Genomic DNA, 21,686 nt, shown 5'->3' on the forward strand with positions numbered 1-21,686 from the left:
GAACCGGACCATGACTGACGAACACAATGCCCTTGCGGTCACGCTGTTCAGCGAAATCCTGACCGCCGATCAGCTGTTGCGCAACCGGCTTAGCCGGGTGTTGCCCAAGGGCATGGAGATTTCGCATTTCTCGGTGCTGAACCATCTGGTTTTTGTTGGGGATGAGCGTAGCCCGGCCCAACTGGCGGACACATTCCACGTGACCCGAGGGGCGATGACCAACACTTTGGCCAAGCTGGAATGGGCCGGATACATCCACATCCGCCCCGACTGGGACGACGCCCGCCGCAAGATGGTGGCGATCAGCCCGGCTGGCCGGAGAGCGCGCGATCAGGCGATTGCGTCAATCGCCCCACTGATCAACCGCGTGGTCGGAGAGCTTGGGCTGGAGCGTGTCCGCAGCACACTGCCCGTGCTGCGGGATTTGCGGTTGCAGTTGGAGGGGGAGTAGGAAGGTCATGCGTTGGTTTAGGAAGCGACGGAAATCCAGTGTGCTTTCAGAGAACGTGACTTCGCCAACCTCCGCTAACGAAGATCCACAAAATCGATCTCACCTGAAGACTTCAAAACCGAGTGGCGCAATCTGGGTTAGCGATGTTTACCAAAGACATGAGCTCAGCATTGGTTTTGTCACTGTACCAATGTGAAACAAGATCACTTCGATCAAGTTTCGCGACGAAGATGTCTAAATCGCTAAGAAACATAGTGACGGAAATAAGAAGAATGCCCGTGGCGAGCATGTCGACTCAGAAGCAGTGCCGAATGAACTCTATTGGAACCTAAGCGAGGCACCACCGAGCACTATACTTCCGGTGTTCAGTGCAGGGCACCCAATGTTACGTGCGGATGTTGCGGAGATTTTTGAGCACTATGATTTGGGCCAGGCACGCCTGCAAAAAACGCAACTTTTTGGTAATGATACAGAGACCCCGCCTGATTGTGTGGCATATGCTCTAATTTTCAAGAATCAAGGTCATGCAATCGATATTGCAAAGAGCGATGTTGTGCATGTGTGGCCTGGGCGCGAGGTGTTTAAGCCTAAGCCTAAGCCTAAGCCTAAGCCTGATGCCTCACTTGCTGATTGCCTTGTGCCGGATACCAGATCGGTAAATGGTCCAGCAGTCTGGATTGATCCCAATATGTTCAGGTATTTTTTCCTTAGTGACGCACTTGGCAGCGAGCTAACAGCTGCTGGTTTTGGCCCTGCTTTTGGACTGACCCGTTTAGAGTTTTAAGAAATCGTAGGATGGGTGCTTGTACCCATCGCGTCTGTATTGTCGTTGGAATAATGGCTGCAAGCACCCATCCTACCCCGGTTTCACACTCGCCGTCACATAATTCACGCTCAGATCTCGGTCCGAGATCGACCAGCTCCACAGGATCGGGTTGAATACGAACCCTTTGCGATCCACCGGTTCCAGTCCAGCCTGACGCAGCAGGTCGAACAACTCATCCGGGGTGATGAACTTGTTCCACTCATGCGTGCCGCGCGGCAGCCAGCGCATGACGACCTCGGCCCCGAAAATGGCCATCGCATAAGATTTCGGGTTGCGGTTGATCGTGGAACAGATCAGCAAACCGCCGGGTTTCAGCAAGTCTTGCGATGCGGTCAGAAAACCAAGGGGGTCGGCCACATGCTCAACCACCTCCATGTTCAGCACCACGTCGAACTGTTCGCCTGCAGCGGCCATGTCCTCGGCAGTGGTGTGGCGGTAGTCGATCTCAAGCCCGGATTGTTCCGCGTGGATGCGCGCGACGGGCAGGTTGCCTTCGGCGGCATCCGCTCCGACCACTTCGGCCCCAAGGCGGGCCATCGGTTCGCTCAGCAGCCCGCCGCCGCAGCCGATATCCAGCAAACGCAGGCCCTCGAACGGCTTTGCGGCCTTCAAATCGCGATCGAATTCGCCCGCGATCTGCTGTGTGATATAATCCAGCCGACAGGGATTCAGCATGTGCAAAGGTTTGAATTTTCCGTGAGGATCCCACCATTCTGCGGCCATCGCTTCGAATTTTGCGATCTCAGAAGGGTCAACCGTGTTCGGATGCGCTTGCATTCCTGTCTCCGTATGCTCTTTTACGCTTAAGGACTATATAGGGCCATAATGGACAAGTACCCGGACCAAAAGCGCGCAGTTCAATATCTGTACCCGCCGATCGATCCTTTCGATCAGCGTATGGTCGATGTGGGCGACGGACACCGTATCTATATGGAACAATGCGGCAATCCCAACGGCATTCCGGTGGTGATTCTGCACGGAGGCCCGGGCGGTGGCTGCAGCCCCGCGATGCGGCGCTATTTTGATCCGGACGTCTATCGGGTGATTCTGTTTGATCAGCGTGGATGTGGACGGTCACGCCCGCATGCCTCGGTCACGGATAACACCACATGGCATCTGGTGGACGATATCGAACGTCTGCGAACTCTGCTGGATATCGACGACTGGATTGTCTTTGGCGGCAGCTGGGGGGCAACGCTTGCGCTGGTCTATGCGCAGTCCCACCCGGATCGGGTCAATCGCCTGGTGCTGCGCGGTGTGTTCCTAGCGACGCAGGCCGAGTTGGATTGGTTTTACGGCGGCGGCGCGGGAAAGTTTTGGCCCGAGCAATGGGCGAAGTTCACCGCTCTTCTTTCCGACAATGAGCTGAGTGACACCATAGGCGCATTTAACAAGCGCCTGTTCTCGGGGGATCGCGCGACCGAGATCCTGTATGCCCGGGCCTGGTCCAGTTGGGAAAATGCGCTGGCCTCAATCCATTCACATGGCGCAACCGGGGAAAGCCCCGGAGAATACGCGCGCGCCTTTGCGCGGCTTGAGAATCACTATTTCATCAACCGCGCGTTCCTTGAACGGGACGGGCAGATTCTGGACCAGATGGACAGAATCGCACATATCCCCGGCCATATCGTGCAGGGTCGGTATGACATGATCTGTCCGCCTCAGGCCGCGTGGAACCTTGCCCAGCAGTGGCCCAATGGCGAGCTGAAGATGGTGCGTCAGGCCGGGCATGCGCTGTCCGAACCCGGAATTAGCGCGGAATTGGTTCGCATCATGGACCGCGTGGCGGAGGGCGCATTATGACACGCATCGACCGTCGCGCTTTGTTTGCGTCTGGTGCTGCTGCCGCCTTGTTGGCGGCGACGGGCGCTTCGCTGGCGGATACGCCCAAAGTGGGTGGTACGCTGCGCCTTGCCGTGCCCCGCGATGACAGTTTGGAGCAGGTGGCCCGTGGGGCCGTGTTCGACACCCTGACCGAGATTGCACCTGACGGCACCCTGCGCGGAGAGCTTGCGACCGGTTGGCAAACTGATTCCCAAGCCCGCATCTGGAGCTTTGATCTGCGCGAGAACGCTCGTTTTCACGATGGTGCAGTCCTTGATGTAAGGGATGTGATGGCGGTTCTGGGCGATGTCGGGCAGGTCGACGCCTTGTCAGATAATCGCGTGCGTCTGGAGTTGGCTCAGGCCAACCCGGGTCTACCCTTCCTTTTGGCCGACAGCAGGTTCGTTATTACGCGCAACGGGCAAGGTGTCACGCCCTTGCAGGCGGCGAACGGCACCGGATGCTACCGAGTTGAACGGGCGGAGGATGATCGTCATTTCCTTGGGCGCCGTGTGGCGGGCCACTACAAGGATGGATTGGCTGGCTGGGCCGAAACCCTGGAAGTTATCGTGATTCCCGACGCTCGCGTGCGTACCGAGGCGTTGCGAGACGGCTTTGTGGATATCGCGGCACTGCCGCAGGGCGAAGGGTTCAGCCCGCACCGCGGATTGCGCTTTTTTCCAAGCGAATCCGATATGGCGCTGGCTGTAGCAGGGCATGTCGGCATGCCCCGTCAGATCGGAACGGATCGCCCCCTGGATGATGGCCGCGTTGCCGAGCGTTGGTGGTTGATTTAAACGCCGAAAATTCGCCTGACTTCTACTTTGTGCAAAATTTTGCTATTGTACGCGCTGTATTAGCTTAGTTGTTTCGAAAATGGGAGAATTCCCATGAGGGTTGAAAGCTTAAAGAATATATCAATATCCATTTTGTCCGTAGCATTGGCGGTTGTTGCGGTGTTTGCCCTGAAATCAGGTAAAGACGTTACCGTAAAAGTCAGCAAAAACGGGACGATAGAGCTGGATGCCCGCGAAGGGCAGTCGCTGACTCAGTTGCTGGACAAGGGTTTTGAGGCCGTAGAGGCGAACCCCGAAGATAGTGCAGAGACGACAGCGCGGAAACTGTCCGATATGCGGGCTCTGACCCGCACGCTGAAGTCGCATGGTTACTATGCGTTGAACGATTCGGATCTGGTTCACGAGATTAGAGGGCTGGAAAAGGAGGATCCCCTGTCGGCCGGGCTGCGCGACGTGCTGTATGATCTGGAAGGTCCGTTTTCGCTGCCCGGAACACTGCGTGGGGCGGACTCAAGGATGTGGCAGGCCATCGCTGATCTGTACGAGGGTATAAAGTCGGAACCGCGTGGTGACAGCCAGCTATTTGCGACGCTTTACACCAACTTCATTCAGCAAGAGACCGTGTTCAGCCCCTTCAAGCACGAGGTAACGGCCGAGGGTGTGTTATTGCATGACGCAAACGGAAACGAAAAACCGATGGTGTACACCTGCCCTGACAGTTTTTTGAAACCGGGGATTACCGTCCTGATCAAACCGACCGGCGGGTCATCCAATATCATGCGTCAGTTCACGGTGCGGCAAGATCCTGTTTTTCATGCCTGTGCCGCGCGGACACCGTTCGAGTTTTTGTCGGGTTCGGAAATGAAGCTGGGGCTGAACCGGGTGGCCTTTGATCAACTCTTCCCACCGCGGACGGCGAATGCCGAGCAGTTTCAGGGCAGGGGCACTCTTTCGGTGATTATCTACCCACGCAACACGCAGCCTGCGCTTTTTGCATCTTCGGCGGAATAGGAGCTTTCCATGAATAAACTTGCTGTTCTCGCTGCCACTATTGCACTTGTGACCGTCGCTCTGTCAGGCGTGGCACATGCCCAGGGACGTCAATGCCTGTTTGACGGCGAAGTCTACGAAGACGGGGACCGCGTTGGTCCTTACCTGTGTGAAAATGGCGAGTGGATTCTGTCAGACTGATATTGTGATTGCCCATCCGGGCGCTTGGGCTTGCAATCTTGCAGTCGCTTGGCTATATGGCCGTTAACAGCGGCGCGTCGGGCTTCGGTCCGGGGCTCCACCGGAAAAGATCGACGGGCCGCGCGCCCGTTTTTTTGTGCCCGACTGACAGGGTAGAGTACCAGATGACAAATGACCTGATAGCCAAAGCAGCCATCGACCGGCGACTGGCCGAGATCATCACCCCCGTGATCGAGGATCTGGGGTATGAACTTGTGCGTATTCGCCTGATGAGCGGCAAACAAACCACGCTGCAGATCATGGCTGACAAGCCTGATGGCGGTATCGAAGTGGATGATTGCGCCGAGATTTCGAACGCGGTCAGCGCCACGTTGGATGTCGAGGATCCGATCCTTGACGCCTATGCGCTGGAAGTGTCCAGCCCCGGCATCGACCGCCCCTTGACCCGTCTTAAGGATTTTGAGGCGTTCGAAGGATATGAGGCCAAGATCGAAACCGCCGAACTGATCGACGGGCGCCGCCGTTTTAAGGGTGAGCTGGCCGGGATCGAGGGAGATGAGGTCTTGATCAATCTCGCCGAGGGGGACGAGACGATCACCATCGGACTGCAATTCGACTGGCTAAGCGATGCCAAGCTGGTCCTGACCGATGACCTGATCAAGGAAATGCTGCGCCAGCGCAAAGACGCCGGTGCCCTGAACGAAAACGCTTTCGACGAGATTGAGACCGAAGGGTCCGAAGAGGAGACGAACTGATGGCAATCACCTCAGCCAACCAGCTGGAGCTGCTGCAGACCGCCGAGGCCGTGGCCCGCGAAAAGATGATCGACCCCGGTCTGGTTGTCGAAGCGATGGAAGAATCGCTCGCCCGCGCCGCCAAGAGCCGTTACGGCGCCGAGATGGACATCCGCGTCAGCATCGATCGCAAGACCGGTAAAGCAACATTCACCCGCGTCCGCACAGTGGTCGAGGATGAAGAGCTGGAAAACTATCAGGCTGAGATGACCGTCGAGCAGGCCAAGCAGTATATGGAAACGCCTTCGGTTGGTGATGTCTTCGTTGAAGAAGTGCCGCCGGTTGAAATGGGCCGTATCGCGGCACAATCCGCAAAGCAGGTGATCCTGCAGAAGGTGCGCGAAGCCGAGCGTGACCGTCAGTACGAAGATTTCAAGGATCGCGCAGGCACTATCATCAACGGTGCGGTCAAGCGCGAAGAGTTTGGCAATGTCATCGTCGATCTGGGCGGTGCTGAGGCCGTTCTACGCCGCAATGACAAGATCGGTCGCGAAAGCTATCGTCCGAATGACCGTGTGCGTGCCTATATCAAGGAAGTGCGTCGCGAAGTTCGTGGCCACCAGATCTTCCTGTCGCGCACCGCGCCGGAATTCATGGCCGAGCTGTTCAAGATGGAAGTGCCGGAAATCTATGACGGCATCATCGAGGTCAAAGCTGTTGCCCGTGACCCCGGTTCGCGCGCCAAGATCGCCGTGATTTCCTATGACGGTTCGATCGATCCTGTTGGTGCTTGCGTTGGTATGCGCGGCAGCCGCGTGCAGGCCGTTGTAAACGAGCTGCAGGGTGAAAAGATCGACATCATCCCGTGGAACGAAGATCAACCGACCTTCCTGGTGAACGCGCTGCAGCCTGCTGAGGTTTCCAAGGTGGTTCTGGATGAAGAAGCCGGCAAAATCGAGGTTGTGGTTCCCGAGGAACAGCTTTCGCTGGCCATCGGTCGCCGCGGTCAGAACGTGCGTCTGGCCAGCCAGCTGACCAATCTGGATATCGACATCATGACCGAGGCCGAAGAATCGGCGCGTCGTCAGAAAGAATTCGAAGCCCGCACCCAGCTGTTCATGGACAGCCTGGATCTGGATGAGTTCTTTGCCCAGTTGCTGGTCTCCGAAGGCTTCACCAACCTCGAAGAGGTAGCCTATGTGGAGATCGAAGAACTGCTGGTGATCGACGGCGTTGACGAAGGCACCGCGCAAGAGCTGCAAACACGGGCGCGCGAATATCTGGAAGCACAGGCCAAGGCTGCGTTGGAAAGTGCCCGCGCGTTGGGTGCCGAAGACAGTCTCATTGAATTCGAAGGCCTGACACCCCAGATGGTTGAGGCGCTGGCCAAGGACGATGTGAAGAACCTGGAAGACTTCGCCACCTGCGCTGACTGGGAACTGGCCGGTGGTTGGACCACGGTCGACGGCCAGCGAATCAAAGATGACGGTGTTCTGGAACCTTTCGGAGTAACGCTGGAAGAGGCGCAGGATCTGGTCATGACAGCTCGGATCATGCTGGGCTGGGTCGATCCTGCTGACTTGGAGCAGGCCGAAGAAGAAGTTACCGAAGAGGGGGCCGAGGCCTGATCTCAGGCTTCGGGTGGCGCAAATGGGTCGCGGTGGCGTCCATAAGGATCGGTCCGAAGGACCTGAACGCAAGTGCATCGCCACGGGCGAGGTTCAACCTAAATATGGGTTGATCCGCTTTGTGACGGGGCCGGATGGTCAGGTCTTTCCGGATGTCGCGGCGAAACTACCGGGGCGCGGTGTCTATGTCGCGGCGGATCGAAGCGCGTTGGACAAGGCCGTGGGCAAAAAGTTGTTTGCACGTGGTTTCAAGGCACAAGTCAGCGTGCCTAACGATCTCGCGGATGAAGTTGAACGTCAGATTGCGCGCCGTGTGATCGAGTTGGTGAGCCTTGCGCGTAAATCCGGTGATGCGATCGCCGGTTACGAAAAGGTCAAGACGTGGCTGGACCGGGAAGAGGCCCAGATACTGATACAAGCCTCTGATGGATCGGGGCGCGGCAAGTCGAAACTGAGCACGCCGCACTTCGGAACATACATCGGCTGGCTGACGGCGGACGAGTTGGGACAGGCATTTGGGCGCCAAACCGTGATTCATGCGGCGCTCGCCTCTGGCGGACTCGCCAAACGTGTTGTAGAGGAAGCGCAGCGCCTGCGTGGCTTGCGCGAAACGGATGACGGCGGCAGGGGCCGCGCGGAAGGGTAAGAAGCTTTATGAGCGATAATGACGGCAAAAAGACATTGGGTCTTCGTGGCGGGGCACGCCCCGGAAATGTGAAACAAAGTTTCAGCCACGGACGTACCAAGAATGTCGTGGTGGAGACCAAACGCAAGCGCGTGGTGGTTCCCAAGCCGGGTGCCGGCAAGCCAGGTGGCGGAGCAACGCCCTCGGGTGATCCGTCGCGCCGCCCTGCCGGGATTTCCGATGCGGAGATGGCCCGCCGGATGAAGGCGCTGCAGGCCGCGAAGGCCCGCGAGGTCGAAGAAGCCGCCGCCCGCGAGGCAGCTGAAAAAGCGCGTGAAGAAGAACGCGCCCGTCGTCGTGCGGAGCAAGAGGCTAAGGAACGCGAACAGCGTGAGGCCGAAGAACGTGCACGTGCCAAGGCCGAAGAAGAAGATCGCAAGCGCAAAGAGGCTGAAATAGCGGCCCAACGCGCAGCTGCTCCGGCTGCACCGGCAGAGCCCAAGGCGGCTGCTCCGCGCAGCCCGGCCAACAAGCCTGCACCGGCTGCAACGCCGCGGAAAAACGATCGCGAGCGTGAACAGCGCGGCAATCGTGGCAAAGGCCGTGATGACAACCGCCGGTCCGGCAAGCTGACACTGGGTCAGGCAACGGGCGGCGAAGGTAATCGGCACCGCTCTATGGCGGCGATGAAGCGCAAGCAGGAGCGGGCGCGCCAGAAAGCCATGGGTGGTACGGTCGAGCGCGAAAAGGTAATCCGCGACGTACAGCTGCCCGAGGCGATCACGGTGTCCGAGCTGGCCAACCGTATGGCCGAGCGTGTGGCAGACGTTGTCAAATCGCTGATGAACATGGGCATGATGGTCACGCAGAACCAGACCATTGACGCCGATACAGCCGAGCTGATCATCGAAGAATTCGGTCACAAAGTGACCCGTGTCTCTGATTCGGATGTCGAGGACGTCATCAAAGAGGTCGAAGACGACGACAAAGATCTGAAATCGCGCCCACCGGTCATCACCATCATGGGTCACGTTGACCACGGCAAAACCTCGCTGCTGGATGCGATCCGCGATGCGCGGGTTGTGGCAGGCGAGGCGGGTGGCATCACCCAGCACATCGGTGCCTATCAGGTGACAACCGATAGCGGCACCACGCTGTCCTTCCTGGATACGCCGGGCCACGCGGCCTTTACCTCGATGCGCTCGCGCGGTGCTCAGGTCACGGATATCGTGGTTCTGGTTGTTGCCGCCGATGACGCGGTGATGCCGCAGACGGTCGAAGCGATCAACCACGCGAAAGCGGCCGGAGTGCCGATGATCGTGGCGATCAACAAGGTCGACAAGCCAGGCGCGAACCCGGACAAGGTGCGCACCGATCTGCTGCAGCACGAAGTCATCGTCGAGAAAATGTCGGGTGAAGTTCAGGACGTTGAAGTCTCTGCCATCACCGGTCAGGGTCTGGATGAACTGCTAGAAGCCATCGCGCTGCAATCCGAGATTCTGGAGCTGAAAGCCAACCCGAATCGCGCCGCCCAAGGTGCCGTGATCGAGGCGCAGCTGGACGTGGGTCGCGGCCCGGTCGCCACTGTTCTGGTTCAGAACGGCACGCTGCGTCAGGGCGATATCTTCGTCGTGGGTGAGCAATACGGTAAAGTCCGTGCGCTGATTAATGACAAGGGTGAACGCGTCAAGGAAGCTGGCCCCTCGGTTCCTGTCGAGGTACTGGGTCTGAACGGCACGCCTGAAGCGGGCGACGTTCTGAACGTGACCGAGACCGAAGCACAGGCTCGCGAGATCGCGGAATACCGCGAACAGGCCGCCAAGGACAAACGTGCGGCCGCTGGCGCCGCAACGACCCTTGAGCAGCTGATGCAGAAAGCCAAGGAAGACGAGAACGTCAACGAACTGCCAATTCTGATGAAAGCAGACGTTCAGGGCTCGGCTGAGGCCATCGTTCAGGCGATGGAAAAAATCGGCAACGACGAGGTGCGCGTGCGCGTGCTGCACTCGGGCGTAGGTGCGATTACCGAAACCGATGTCGGCCTGGCCGAAGCATCCGGTGCGCCGATCCTGGGCTTCAACGTGCGTGCCAATGCGTCGGCGCGGAACACCGCGAACCAGAAGGGCGTGGAAATCCGCTACTACTCGGTAATCTATGACCTTGTGGACGACGTGAAAGCCGCCGCATCCGGCCTGCTGAGCGCCGAGATTCGCGAAAAGTTCATCGGTTACGCCGAGATCCGCGAAGTCTTCAAGGTTACAGGCGTCGGCAAAGTTGCTGGCTGTCTGGTCACCGAAGGCGTGGCGCGTCGTTCCGCAGGTGTCCGCCTGCTGCGCGACAACGTGGTGATCCACGAAGGCACGCTGAAGACGCTGAAACGCTTCAAGGACGAAGTGGCCGAGGTCCAGTCGGGTCAGGAATGCGGTATGGCGTTCGAGAACTACGACGATATCCGTGCAGGCGACGTGATTGAAATCTTCGAACGCGAAGAGGTTACGCGTACGCTGGATTGATTTTGCTATGCGCTGAAACAGTTAGCGGCGACCCAAAGGGTCGCCGTTTTTCTATGTTTTGCCTAAGGCTTTCCGAATCCAGTCAGAAACACGCATCATTTAATCCTGCTCTATCCTCAAGAGTACAATAACTGCACGTCCGCTTTGCGGGCAAAGCGGCCCTTTATCACAAGTCTGCGAATGACGCTTTGTCACTTTTCGGCGAAGCGCGATAGCGTGCGCTAACGTAACTGTAGCCCCCCGATACTCTCCCATTTGCAGGCGGCATCCTTCAAGCAGGCGTGTACCGCAGCTTTGGTTTGCGGATCGTAAACATCGGTCCTGTCACCCGCAAAGTGACCTGCATTCTTCATTAATTCTTGAATATCCCAGATCACACTGTTGTCGGCTACCGCCAAGGCTTCATCCCATATAACCTGCGCTTCAACCAACCTGCCTTTTTCCTCATAGATGGCGGCAAGGCGAAACAGCGCTTCAATGAACGGTGGGGAAGTTGCATGGCCTGCATCGTAGTTTTCTGGCCGCGCCAAACGGATAGCTTCCTTGTAGCTCGCCTCTGCTTCCTCCAAACGATCTAACTGTTCGAGAATCTCGCCTTTCGTAGTCCAAGGCATATGCCTTTGCGGCCTATAGGCGATCAGCCGGTCCACTGAAGTTAAGGCGCCCATCCAATCCTCCACTTCCATTTGAGCGTCCACTTTTAGTCGCAACCCATCGCTGTAAACAGAAGAGAAGTTTGAATTGTTCCCAATCAACACGTCAGCCGCACATTCGTTTCCGGCGGCCCTTAATTCAGATATTTGCGCTCTGAATCCCTCACCTAATTGCTCGTAGAGTTCCGGGCCTTGTGTCACATACGACAGCTCCTCTAACGCTGCCTCGTATTGCTCAATCTGCATGTTCTGTCTTGCGCGCAACAGCATCAGGTACTCGGGACGATCAGTTGATTGTATCAACAAGTCCAGCGCATTCAGCGCCCCCGCTTGCGGTCCATCCGCATAGTTGGCCAAATGGTTTACGAAAGCCATATCCGGGTTGTTGGGACTCTTGCCTTGTTCTCTTTTTAGGATCTTGTCCAGTGCCGAAGGGTCACGCCCCCCAACCTTCCAGATCACCCACGTCATATACCCAAGTCTCCGGCTTGGTGCGCAATAAAGAGGGTCTAATACCAGAGCCTGCCGGTAGTCAGAAATCGCGGATTCCAAATTCCCAGCCGGCATGCTCAGTCGTCCTCGCCAATACCAAGCCCAAGCCGAGTTCGGATTGAGCTCTAGAGCTTTGTTGATATCCGACATGGAACCCGCGTAATCACCCATAATCCCTTTGAGCCACGCTTGGTCCCGCCAAGTATGATCAATGTGATCGTCAGTTGGGTATTTCGAAATCGCCTTGTCGTGCGCAGCCAGCGCCTCGGCGCAGATTTCGACCTGCTTGTCCGTATGGCGGGCGCTCTTGCAAGCAGCCAGCGTGGAATCGACGCGCTCAAACACCATAGTTTTGAATGGTTTGTAGACGATCAACCCAACTCCAGACGCAGCCACAATAATGGCGAGCAACCGAATTCTATTACGCAAAATCATTTTGTATGGGCATCAGTTTTTTATTAGAAATGCAGCCTTTTGTGTACTGATGCGCGGAATGCATGGCTGAATTAAGGCAATTTGTTTGAAGCGTCTCGCCATCGGACGTTTGTCCAAAGTGCAGCATCGGTTAAAATGCGCTCGAACAAGACGTTCATGGCGTCGCAGCAAATGGCCCTTGCCTATTTCGACCCCGCTAAAAACGTCCCCGGATGCATGATAATATCGAAATGCTGCATCCCCTTTTTCAGGTCGAAACTGACCGAATGTCCGGCTTTGCGCAGCAATTCAGCATAATCTCGGCTCTGGCGGACAAATTCGGGCGTGTCTCGTTCGGCCACGGCCACGTGGTAGCGCGGGCCGGGGGCGGGCAGGTGCAGGATGGGGGACAGATCATGTATCTCGACCGGAGTCAGTTGCAGCGGATCGTTTACGGACGTCAGGCTGATCGGTTCCAGATCATAGACGCCGCTGATCAGAATAACATCGCGCACGCGCAATCCCGCGCGGGCCAACGCATCCGCCGAGGTCGCCATGACCATGGCCACCAGATGCGCGCCTGCACTGTGTCCCGATAGGGTGATCCGCGACGGATCAAAGCCCAAATTGAACGCGTTCTCTGCCAGCCAAAGCAGGGCATCGCGGCATTCGTTGACCATCTGATCCAGCCGCGCATCCGGGGCCAACGTGTAATTCAACGTGGCAAAGGATTGCTCGGCCTCAATCAGTGCGGGGGCCATCATCGCTGATTCGCGCTGGCTGAGCGCTTGCCAATATCCGCCGTGAACAAAGACGTGCAACGGCGCACCTGCTCCTTTCGCGGGAAAGAAATCCAGCACTTGCGCCGGCGATTCGCCATAGGCGACGTTTTCCTTCACGTCCATCCTCGCCCGGTGCTGCGCGCTGAGTGCGGTATAGCTGTCTAGATAGGGTGTCAGATCGCCACCGATCATCGAACTGGGGGAGTACTCACGCTCCAACTCGTCCTTAGGGAACCCTCGATACAGCATCGCCTACTCCTGCCCCGCATACATCAATTCGGTGCGCACATCGTAGAGATCGTGGAAGAAGCGTAAATCCAGGGCTTTGCGCAGAAAGGACACGCCGCTGGATCCACCCGTGCCGGGTTGGTTGCCGATGACACGTTCCACAGCTGTGACGTGGTCAAAACGCCAGCGTTGGAACAGGGATTCGACGTCCATCAGCTTTTCGGCTAGCGCGTAAAGGTCCCAATACTTGTCCGTATCGCGGAACACCTGCCCCCAAATCTTAACCACGCGGTTGTCGCCGGAATATGGCTGCGCATAGTCCCGATTCAGTAAATCATCGGGCACATCGAAACCCTGACGGGACAACATATGCAGCACCTCGTCATACAAGGACGGCTTCGTCAGTGCGGCGTCTAGCATCGCCATCACTTCGGGATCATGTGCGTGAACCTTCAGCGTCGAGGCATCCTTGTTGCCCAGAATGAATTCGATCTGACGATAGCCGTAGCTTTGGAAACCCGAAGAACTGCCCAACGCCTCGCGGAAGGTCATATAGTCGGCCGGCGTCATGGTCAGCAACGTCTCCCAAGCCGAGATCAGTTGGCGCTGAATCGCCTTGACCCGGTCGAGATTCTTCATCGCGGGGCCGAATTCGTCCTGTTGCAGGAACCGGCGTACCTCGACCAGTTGGTGGTGCATCAGTTTCAACCACAACTCGCTGACCTGATGGATGATGATGAACAGCATTTCATCTGGCTGCGCAGGGTCCTGAAACGTTTTTTGCAGATTCAACAAGGTCTTGAGCTGCAGGAAGTCGCCATAGCTCTTGCGATGGGTTTCCGCGAAATCGGTGACCAGAGTGTCCTCGATCCCGCGTTCCAGATACCGGTCCTTGTCGCCCATTTGCTCCTCCAAACGCATGATTTCACCCCTGTTTAGGGACTGATCTCGCGCAATTCCAGAGCGTTAAGTCCAGTCCAGAACCACTTTGCCGGATTGGCCGGATTTCATCGCGTCAAAACCTGCGGCGAAATCGTCGACCTTCATCTGGTGCGTAATGACCCGGCTGACGTCCAGACCGTTCTGCAACATGGCGATCATCTTGTACCATGTTTCGAACATTTCACGCCCATAAACACCTTTGATGGTGATGGCCTTGAAGACGATACGGCTCCAATCAACTGGGGATTTTCCGGGGGGAATGCCCAGCAAGGCGATTTTGCCGCCCATCACCAGTGCCTCGACCATCTGGTCCAGTGCGGCTTGCGAACCGGACATCTCCAAGCCAACGTCAAACCCCTGCTGCATACCAAGCTCGGTTATGACGTCTTGCAGGTCTTCCTTGCTGACATCCACGGACCGCACGGTGGGCACGACGTGTTCGGCCAGCTTTAGACGATCCGGGTTGATATCGGTGATCACCACATGCCGCGCGCCTGCATGCCGCGCAACGGCCGCAGCCATGATGCCGATAGGGCCTGCGCCTGTGATCAGAACATCTTCGCCCAGCAGGTCGAAGCTGAGCGCAGTGTGAACCGCGTTGCCCAGCGGGTCGAGGATGGCTCCGATCTCATCCGGAACATCCTCGGGCAAGGGCACCACGTTGAAGGCAGGAAGTTTCAGATATTGGGCAAAGGCCCCCTGTTCATTCACACCAATGCCCCGCGTGCCGGGGTCCAGATGGAACTTTCCCGCGCGGCTCTGTCGGCTGTCGGTGGTGATCAGATGTCCTTCGCCAGAACAGCGCTGGCCGATCTCCAGACCGGTGACATTACGCCCGATTTCGACGATCTCACCCGCGAATTCGTGGCCGGTGATCATCGGGATCGGCACCGTGGCCGCAGCCCAGTCATCCCAGTTCCAGATATGGATATCTGTCCCGCAAATGCCGGTCTTGTTGATGCGGATCAGAACCTCATCCGCGTCGATTTCGGGCACCGGGGCCTGCACTATCCACAGACCTTCCTCAGGTTTGGATTTCTCCAAAGCTTTCATTGTGTTGGGGCGCATCAGATCACTCCCAATTCTTTGCCGACCTTGCCAAAGGCGGCCAGCGCACGGTCTAATTCGTCCCTTGTTAGAGCCGCATTCATCTGTGTTCTGATCCGTGCCTGACCACGTGGGACCACTGGGAAAAAGAAGCCCGATACATAGACGCCTTCGTCGAACAGGCGCGACGCCATATCTTGCGCCAGTTGCGCCTCGCCCAACATGACTGGGATGATGGGGTGTTCGCCGGGCAGGAGGTCAAAGCCCAGATTTTCCAATCCTGCACGCCAGTATTTCGCGTTGCCGAACAGTTGCGCGCGCAGCACGTCGCCCTCTTCGACCAGGCGGATTGCTTCCAATCCGGCGGCGACGATGGAGGGTGGCAGCGAGTTTGAGAACAGATAGGGCCGCGCCCGCTGCCGTAGTAGGTCGATCACTGGCTGCGGCCCGGCGATGTAACCGCCGATAGCCCCCCCAAGTGCCTTGCCCAAGGTTCCCGTCAGAACGTCCACGTCGACACCGAAGTGATCCGGCGTGCCCGTCCCGTTTGGCCCCATGAAGCCGGTGGCGTGGCAGTCATCCACCATGACGATGGCATCGTATTTGTCCGCCAGCTCGCAAATTTTTGGCAGGTTGGCCAGATAGCCATCCATTGAGAACACGCCATCGGTCGCGATCATGATATGTCGCGCGCCATCCTCGCGCGCCTGTTTCAACCAAGCTTCAAGATCGTTCATGTCATTGTTCATGTACCGATAGCGCTTCGCCTTGCACAACCGCACACCGTCGATGATCGAGGCGTGGTTCAAACTGTCCGAGATGATGGCGTCTTCAGGCCCTAACAAAGGCTCAAACAGGCCGCCATTGGCATCGAAACAAGCGGCAAACAGGATCGAATCGTCCTTGTTCAGGAACTTGGCCAGCTTCTGTTCCAACTCACGGTGAATGTCCTGCGTACCGCAGATGAAGCGGACCGAAGCCATGCCGAACCCCTTGGGTTCCATCGCGCCTTTGGCGGCCTCGATCAAAGCAGGATGATCGGCCAGACCTAGATAATTGTTGGCGCACAGGTTGATGACCTTCCGGTCGCCCACCGTAATCTCACCGCCCTGAGGCGAGGTGATCATTCGTTCGCGCTTATACAGACCCTCAGATTCGATCTGCGCAAGGGTGTCCGTAATATGGGACAAGAATGCATCTGCCATGGCGGTCTCCGTTTATCTGAGTCGCATATCTAACATAGCGGACATAATTCCCAAATAGGGGAATTACAGTATACGGGAAAAATTTCCGTGAATACGGATTTTGCAGGTGTCAGGCGTTTTTAACGATCAGGAAAACCCGCGCTGCCCCGTTAGCAACAATCGAATGCACGACATCCGCCGCATAGCGTGCGGTATCACCCTTCTGTAGATCACTGACAGCCGTACCGGAGGTCACACGAACGGCACCTTCCAGCACGGTCAACTGTTCTCTGGCTCCACGGGCGTGGGGCTGGCTGTTTAGTGCGCCGCCTTTGTCAAACTCAATATCGTAGACCTCGTGACCACCTGCTTCCTCGGGCGGTGAAAGAATGCGAATCCGACAGTTTTGGCCCATGTTGTCGATGCTGGGCACCTCGGATTTCCTGAGGACTTCGATCTGGTTCGCGCTGTTCGCTTCCTCCAGAAGACCCGCGAAATCCACCTGTAATGCGCGGGTCAGGTTCCACAAGGTCGAGATCGTCGGGCTGCTTTCGCCGCGCTCGATCTGGCTGACCATGGATCGGGAGACGCCGCTGAGGTTTGCCACGGCTTCAAGCGACAAGCCCTTGGCACGGCGGGCCTCTTTCAGGCGTGCGGGCAGGCGTGTCAGGATATCATCTGGGTTTTCCGTCATGACGGAATCTCATGCGCGTTTGTCCGTCATATGTCAATTCTGCTTGTGACGGTACGTTCCATAGGACAGCCTGATGCCGCAGATGCATAATTCCGTCAAATTCCGGAGGAGTAGAGACATGAAAGACATCGTGATTCTTGATGGTGCCCGCACCGCGATTGGTACGTTTGGCGGGGCGCTGGCATCAACCGCGCCGATTGATCTTGCGACCGTGGTGACGGAAGCGGCGATGGAACGTTCAGGGGTCGAACCGACCCAGATCGGCAGCGTTGTTTTTGGCCACGTGATCAACACCGAGCCACGCGATATGTACTTGTCGCGCGCCGCTGCAAAACAAGCGGGCATTCCGAACGAAACACCTGCGATGAATGTGAACCGCCTGTGCGGGTCGGGAGCGCAGGCGATTGTGTCCGCTGTGCAGTCTCTGATGTTGGGTGATGCAGAATTTGCCGTGGCTGGAGGTGCCGAAAGCATGTCGCGCAGCCCCTACATCGTTCCTCAGGCGCGCTGGGGTGCGAAAATGGGGGATGTTAAATCGCTCGATATGATGCTGGGTGCCCTGAATTGTCCCTTTGGCACCGGTCATATGGGTGTGACAGCCGAGAACGTGGCGGATGAACATCAGATCACGCGTGAGCAAATGGACGAATTTGCCCTAGCCAGCCAGGCGCGGGCTGCGACTGCGATTGGGGCTGGCTATTTTGAAAGCCAAATCGCGCCGGTTCAGGTCAAAGTCAAACGCGACATGGTCGATTTCACGGTCGACGAACACCCCAAGCAGACCTCGGCCGAGGCGCTGGCAGGACTGCGCCCGGCGTTCAAGAAGGACGGTCGGGTGACGGCTGGAAACGCGTCCGGCATCAACGACGGTGCCGCCGCGATGGTTCTGGCTACGGCTGAAGCAGCTGAGAAAGCGGGTCTGAAACCCAAGGCGCGCATTCTGGGATACGGTCACGCTGGTGTCCGTCCCGAGGTTATGGGGATCGGACCGGTTCCGGCTGTACAGAACCTGTTGGCGCGTACGGGCCTGTCGATCGAGGATTTCGATGTGATCGAAAGCAACGAGGCCTTCGCGTCGCAAGCCTTGGCCGTAAACAAAGAACTGGGGCTGGATGCAGCCAAGGTGAATCCGAACGGGGGGGCGATTGCTTTGGGGCACCCGGTGGGCGCTACAGGCGCGATCATCACCCTTAAGGCGTTGTACGAGCTGGAACGCATCGGCGGATCGAAGGGCCTGGTCACGATGTGCATTGGTGGCGGACAGGGTATCGCCATTGCCTTCGAGCGGATCTGATCCGGATCGGGCAGAGGGGGGGCTGTCTGCCCCCCATCGCGCTTGCGCGATTCGCCCCGAGGATATTTTGGCCAGATGAAGCTGACGGATATGCCTTAGGTGAAGGCTGTCAGGATCAGGACAATTGCGGCGCCAGCAGCGGCGCCGATGGTTGCTGGAAGAATGGCCGCCGATAGGCCTTTGTTTTTAGTGTCGTCCTTTTGCGTCTGCGCGATCAGCGCATTTTCCACCAAAGCGGGCAGGCGCGGGCCAAAGCGGGCCAGCACCATGGCGGTTTTGCCAAAATCCCGTAGTGCTGCGCGGGGACCGATGGATTGCTTGATGTAATCTTCGACAACCGGGCGCGCGACTTCCCAGATGTTGATGCGCGAGTCCAGTGACCGCGCCACGCCTTCGACGACCACCATTGTCCGTTGCAGCAGGATCAGTTCCGTGCGGGTTTCCATGCCGAACCGTTCTGTCACCTCGAACAGGTAATTCAGTAGGCGTCCCATCGAAATATGAGTGGCATCCATGCCAAAGATAGGCTCTCCGACCGCGCGCAGGGCGCGGGCAAACTCGTCGACGTCCCTGTCGGCAGGGACATAGCCAGCTTCGAAATGCACTTCGGCCACGCGCTTGTAGTCGCGGCGAATAAAGCCAAAGAGAATCTCGGCATAAACCCGGCGGGTATATTCGTCGATATGACCCATGATGCCATAGTCGTAGGCAATGATGTCCCCATTTGCCGCGACCTTCAGGTTGCCCTGATGCATGTCAGCGTGGAAAAAACCGTCACGCAGCGCGTGCAACAGGAACAGGCGCAGCACACGTTCCGCCAGATCGCCGCGGTCGTGCCCCGCAGCATCCAGCGCGATGTTGTCGCCCAGCGGAACGCCGTCGGCCCAGCTGAGCGTCATCACCCGGCGGGCAGACAGGGACCAGACGACCGGGGGCAGCCAGAAGCCTGTGTCGTTCTTGGTGTTGGCCGCATATTCCGACGCGGCTGCGCTTTCCAGCCGCAGGTCGAGCTCACCGCGGACCACGCCGTCGAAATGTTCGATCACCTCCATCGGACGCAGGCGGCGTGCACCGGGGGCGAATAGCTGCACGATGCGTGCGGCGAAATAAAATGCGTCTACATCCTTGCGGAAGGCGCGTTCGATGTTTGGGCGCAGAACTTTGACGGCGACGTCTTCACCGGTGCTAACCAGCTTGGCCTTGTGGACCTGAGCAATCGAGGCCGCGGCGATGGGTTCACTGAACTCGCTGAACACTTCGGAAACCGGCTGGCCCAGTTCCTTTTCAACCTCAGCCATGGCTTCGGCTTTAGAGAACGGGGGCAGCTTGTCCTGCAGCACGCGCAATTGTTCGGCCAACTCATCCCCGACCACATCGGGACGGGTCGACAGTACCTGACCAAACTTGATGTATGCCGGTCCAAGCGCCGTCAGCGCCCTTGTGGCGGGGGGCATGTCAGGATCGCCTTTGTAACCCAACCATTGGAACGGTTTTCCCAAAGCATGCGCCAGAAACCGGATTGCGCGCGGAGCCTCGAACGCGTCCAGCACAACGTTCATGGCGCCTGTGCGCTCAAGAGTGGCGCCTGTGCGGATCAGGCGAATGATGTTGTGTGGTCCGCGCATCAGATTTTCCAGCCGGAATGCAGCGCGGCGATGCCCATGCTCAGGTTGCGGTACTTGGCATTTTCAAATCCGGCCGCGCGGACCATGCCCAGAAATGTTTCCTGATCCGGGAAATTGCGGATCGATTCGACCAGATATTGATAGCTGTCGTAATCATTGGCGATCAGCTTGCCCATGCGCGGGATGACGTTGAAACTGTAAAGGTCATAGAGCTTTTGCAGCCCGTCATTGGGCAATTGGCTGAACTCCAACACCATCAGGCGGCCGCCGGGTTTGAGAACGCGAAACGCCTCGTTCAGGGCCTCTTGGGGGCGGGTCACGTTCCGGATGCCGAAAGAAATCGTGTAGACGTCAAATGTGTTGTCGTCGAAGGGCAGAGCCATGGCATCACCAACCACCCAATTCAGGCTGTCTGCCATCTGGTCGGCCTCGGCACGTTGGCGGCCTTCGACCAGCATGGGTTCGGTTAGATCCAGAACGGTGGCATGGCCATAGCCTGCGCGTTTCAGGAATCGAAACGAGATGTCACCGGTGCCGCCCGCCACGTCGAGCAGGCGCTGGCCTGGGCGCGGAGCAAGCCAGTCCATCATCGCGTCTTTCCAGACCCGGTGAATGCCCATCGACATGACATCGTTCATCACGTCATATTTCGAGGCGACCGAGTTGAACACGCCCTGCACACGCCCGGCCTTTTCAGCCTCACGCACGGTTTCGAACCCAAAATGAGTGGTCTTGTCGCTGTTGTCGGACATTTGCCTTGCCGTTTTTCGAATTTCGCCTCTGTTATAGGGCTCTGGAACCGGGGCACAATGCGGCCCTTTGGAATAGGAGCCGTGTAATGCCGGAATTGCCTGAGGTCGAGACAGTAAGACGCGGCCTGAGCCCAGCGATGGAAGGCGTGGCGATCGACCGGGCAGATGTGAATCGTCCTGATCTGCGCTGGCCTTTCCCTGAGCGGATGGCCGAGCGGTTGACGGGGCAGACGGTTCAGCGATTGCGTCGACGGTCGAAATACATTCTTGCCGATCTCAGCAGCGGTGAAACCCTGCTGATTCATTTGGGCATGTCAGGCCGGATGACCGTATCTGGCGATCCGCTGGGGCAATTCGCGCATGAACATCCGGTGATCCAAAAACATGACCATGTGGTCTTTCACATGGCCAATGGCGCACGTGTCACGTTCAACGATCCGCGCCGGTTTGGTGCGATGGACCTGTTGCAGACAGCAACTGCGGACGATCACAAGCTGCTGTCTGTCCTCGGGCCGGAACCTTTGGGTAATGATTTTCACGAACAACATCTGATCGATGCGTTTCGGGGAAAGAACACTCCGATCAAATCTGCACTTTTGGATCAGGGAATCGTTGCCGGACTGGGTAATATCTATGTTTGCGAGGCGCTTTATCGCGGTCGTGTGTCGCCACGTCGCAAAGCCGGTCAAATTTCTGCGACCCGAGTCGCTGCACTTGTTCCAATCATCCGGAAGGTATTGCAGGACGCCATCGAAGCAGGTGGATCTTCCCTGCGCGATTTCCGCCAAGCCGATGGAGAACTTGGATATTTTCAGCACAGCTTTGACGTCTATGGGCGCGAGGGCGAACCCTGCCGGACCGAAGGTTGTGGTACCCCGATCAAGAGAATCACCCAGTCCGGTCGCTCATCCTTCTATTGTACGCAATGCCAAAGATAGCTTGATCCAGCGAATTCGCGTGGTAAGGAATCGTACCTGAACGGAACAACCG

At 57.6% G+C, this 21,686-nt stretch carries 21 protein-coding genes; 12 read left to right on the forward strand and 9 right to left on the reverse strand.

Going from position 1 to position 21,686, the window contains the following annotated elements; translation table 11 throughout:
* Positions 1–10 precede the first annotated feature (10 nt).
* Positions 11–451: a MarR family winged helix-turn-helix transcriptional regulator gene (locus tag AC2FI9_RS18375; protein ID WP_496726678.1), complete on the forward strand. Its 441-nt coding sequence runs from the start codon at positions 11–13 to the stop codon at positions 449–451.
* Between the two features lie 382 nt (positions 452–833).
* Positions 834–1,235: a hypothetical protein gene (locus AC2FI9_RS18380; RefSeq protein WP_496769656.1), complete on the forward strand. Its 402-nt coding sequence runs from the start codon at positions 834–836 to the stop codon at positions 1,233–1,235.
* Between the two features lie 72 nt (positions 1,236–1,307).
* Here AC2FI9_RS18380 and ubiG read toward each other — a convergent pair whose 3' ends face one another.
* On the reverse strand, positions 1,308–2,054 hold the full coding sequence (gene ubiG, locus AC2FI9_RS18385; RefSeq protein ID WP_496769658.1) for a bifunctional 2-polyprenyl-6-hydroxyphenol methylase/3-demethylubiquinol 3-O-methyltransferase UbiG: 747 nt from the start codon (positions 2,052–2,054) through the stop codon (positions 1,308–1,310).
* 48 nt (positions 2,055–2,102) lie between these two features.
* Between ubiG and pip the strand changes: the two genes are divergently transcribed.
* The 8 genes from pip to infB all read left to right on the forward strand — a co-directional run bounded on the left by pip (position 2,103) and on the right by infB (position 10,589).
* Positions 2,103–3,080 (forward strand): prolyl aminopeptidase, encoded by a 978-nt coding sequence (gene pip / locus AC2FI9_RS18390; protein WP_496769661.1) that lies wholly within the window; start codon positions 2,103–2,105, stop codon positions 3,078–3,080.
* Positions 3,077–3,898 carry an ABC transporter substrate-binding protein gene (locus tag AC2FI9_RS18395; protein WP_472722370.1) on the forward strand — a complete coding sequence of 274 codons (822 nt, stop codon included), beginning with the start codon at positions 3,077–3,079 and terminating at the stop codon, positions 3,896–3,898. Before pip ends, AC2FI9_RS18395 begins: the two co-directional genes overlap by 4 nt.
* Before the next feature lie 93 nt (positions 3,899–3,991).
* Complete coding sequence (locus tag AC2FI9_RS18400) at positions 3,992–4,909, forward strand: hypothetical protein (protein ID WP_109311266.1); 918 nt, start codon at positions 3,992–3,994, stop codon at positions 4,907–4,909.
* A gap of 9 nt (positions 4,910–4,918) precedes the next feature.
* Positions 4,919–5,089 (forward strand): hypothetical protein, encoded by a 171-nt coding sequence (locus AC2FI9_RS18405; RefSeq protein WP_496726673.1) that lies wholly within the window; start codon positions 4,919–4,921, stop codon positions 5,087–5,089.
* 164 nt (positions 5,090–5,253) lie between these two features.
* Positions 5,254–5,844 carry a ribosome maturation factor RimP gene (gene rimP, locus AC2FI9_RS18410; RefSeq protein WP_058276577.1) on the forward strand — a complete coding sequence of 197 codons (591 nt, stop codon included), beginning with the start codon at positions 5,254–5,256 and terminating at the stop codon, positions 5,842–5,844.
* Positions 5,844–7,451, forward strand: a complete 1,608-nt coding sequence (gene nusA, locus AC2FI9_RS18415) for a transcription termination factor NusA (RefSeq protein WP_496769663.1) — start codon at positions 5,844–5,846, stop codon at positions 7,449–7,451. The genes rimP and nusA overlap by 1 nt, the downstream gene beginning before the upstream one ends.
* 22 nt (positions 7,452–7,473) lie before the next feature.
* A complete protein-coding gene (locus AC2FI9_RS18420) occupies positions 7,474–8,097 on the forward strand; it encodes an RNA-binding protein (protein ID WP_496769665.1) in 624 nt (207 codons plus the stop codon).
* An 8-nt stretch (positions 8,098–8,105) separates the two neighbouring features.
* Positions 8,106–10,589, forward strand: coding sequence for a translation initiation factor IF-2 (infB, locus tag AC2FI9_RS18425; RefSeq protein WP_058272980.1), 2,484 nt, complete (start codon positions 8,106–8,108; stop codon positions 10,587–10,589).
* A 221-nt stretch (positions 10,590–10,810) separates the two neighbouring features.
* On the opposite strand, the gene AC2FI9_RS18430 is transcribed toward infB, so the two are convergent.
* The 6 genes from AC2FI9_RS18430 to AC2FI9_RS18455 form a co-directional block, all read right to left on the reverse strand.
* Positions 10,811–12,169 carry a tetratricopeptide repeat protein gene (locus tag AC2FI9_RS18430; RefSeq protein ID WP_496769667.1) on the reverse strand — a complete coding sequence of 453 codons (1,359 nt, stop codon included), beginning with the start codon at positions 12,167–12,169 and terminating at the stop codon, positions 10,811–10,813.
* A 182-nt stretch (positions 12,170–12,351) separates the two neighbouring features.
* Complete coding sequence (locus AC2FI9_RS18435) at positions 12,352–13,179, reverse strand: alpha/beta hydrolase (RefSeq protein ID WP_496769669.1); 828 nt, start codon at positions 13,177–13,179, stop codon at positions 12,352–12,354.
* A gap of 3 nt (positions 13,180–13,182) precedes the next feature.
* Positions 13,183–14,079: a tryptophan 2,3-dioxygenase gene (locus tag AC2FI9_RS18440; protein ID WP_496769672.1), complete on the reverse strand. Its 897-nt coding sequence runs from the start codon at positions 14,077–14,079 to the stop codon at positions 13,183–13,185.
* 45 nt (positions 14,080–14,124) lie between these two features.
* Positions 14,125–15,153, reverse strand: a complete 1,029-nt coding sequence (gene tdh / locus AC2FI9_RS18445; RefSeq protein WP_496769693.1) for an L-threonine 3-dehydrogenase — start codon at positions 15,151–15,153, stop codon at positions 14,125–14,127.
* Between the two features lie 14 nt (positions 15,154–15,167).
* Complete coding sequence (locus tag AC2FI9_RS18450) at positions 15,168–16,352, reverse strand: glycine C-acetyltransferase (protein ID WP_496769674.1); 1,185 nt, start codon at positions 16,350–16,352, stop codon at positions 15,168–15,170.
* A 109-nt stretch (positions 16,353–16,461) separates the two neighbouring features.
* Entirely contained in the window at positions 16,462–17,025 is a 564-nt protein-coding gene (locus tag AC2FI9_RS18455) for a helix-turn-helix domain-containing protein (RefSeq protein WP_496769675.1), read from the reverse strand.
* Between the two features lie 118 nt (positions 17,026–17,143).
* Here AC2FI9_RS18455 and AC2FI9_RS18460 point away from each other — a divergent pair, with 118 nt between their 5' ends.
* Positions 17,144–18,319, forward strand: coding sequence for an acetyl-CoA C-acyltransferase family protein (locus AC2FI9_RS18460; protein ID WP_496769677.1), 1,176 nt, complete (start codon positions 17,144–17,146; stop codon positions 18,317–18,319).
* Positions 18,320–18,414: 95 nt separating this feature from the next.
* On the opposite strand, the gene ubiB is transcribed toward AC2FI9_RS18460, so the two are convergent.
* Positions 18,415–19,944 (reverse strand): 2-polyprenylphenol 6-hydroxylase, encoded by a 1,530-nt coding sequence (ubiB, locus tag AC2FI9_RS18465; protein ID WP_496769679.1) that lies wholly within the window; start codon positions 19,942–19,944, stop codon positions 18,415–18,417.
* On the reverse strand, positions 19,944–20,696 hold the full coding sequence (gene ubiE / locus AC2FI9_RS18470) for a bifunctional demethylmenaquinone methyltransferase/2-methoxy-6-polyprenyl-1,4-benzoquinol methylase UbiE (RefSeq protein ID WP_058272973.1): 753 nt from the start codon (positions 20,694–20,696) through the stop codon (positions 19,944–19,946). Before ubiE ends, ubiB begins: the two co-directional genes overlap by 1 nt.
* Before the next feature lie 86 nt (positions 20,697–20,782).
* On the opposite strand from ubiE, the gene mutM reads away from it, so the two are divergent.
* Entirely contained in the window at positions 20,783–21,634 is an 852-nt protein-coding gene (mutM, locus tag AC2FI9_RS18475; RefSeq protein ID WP_496769682.1) for a bifunctional DNA-formamidopyrimidine glycosylase/DNA-(apurinic or apyrimidinic site) lyase, read from the forward strand.
* Positions 21,635–21,686 lie beyond the last annotated feature (52 nt).

This window comes from Ruegeria sp. CDSA246 (assembly GCF_059611225.1).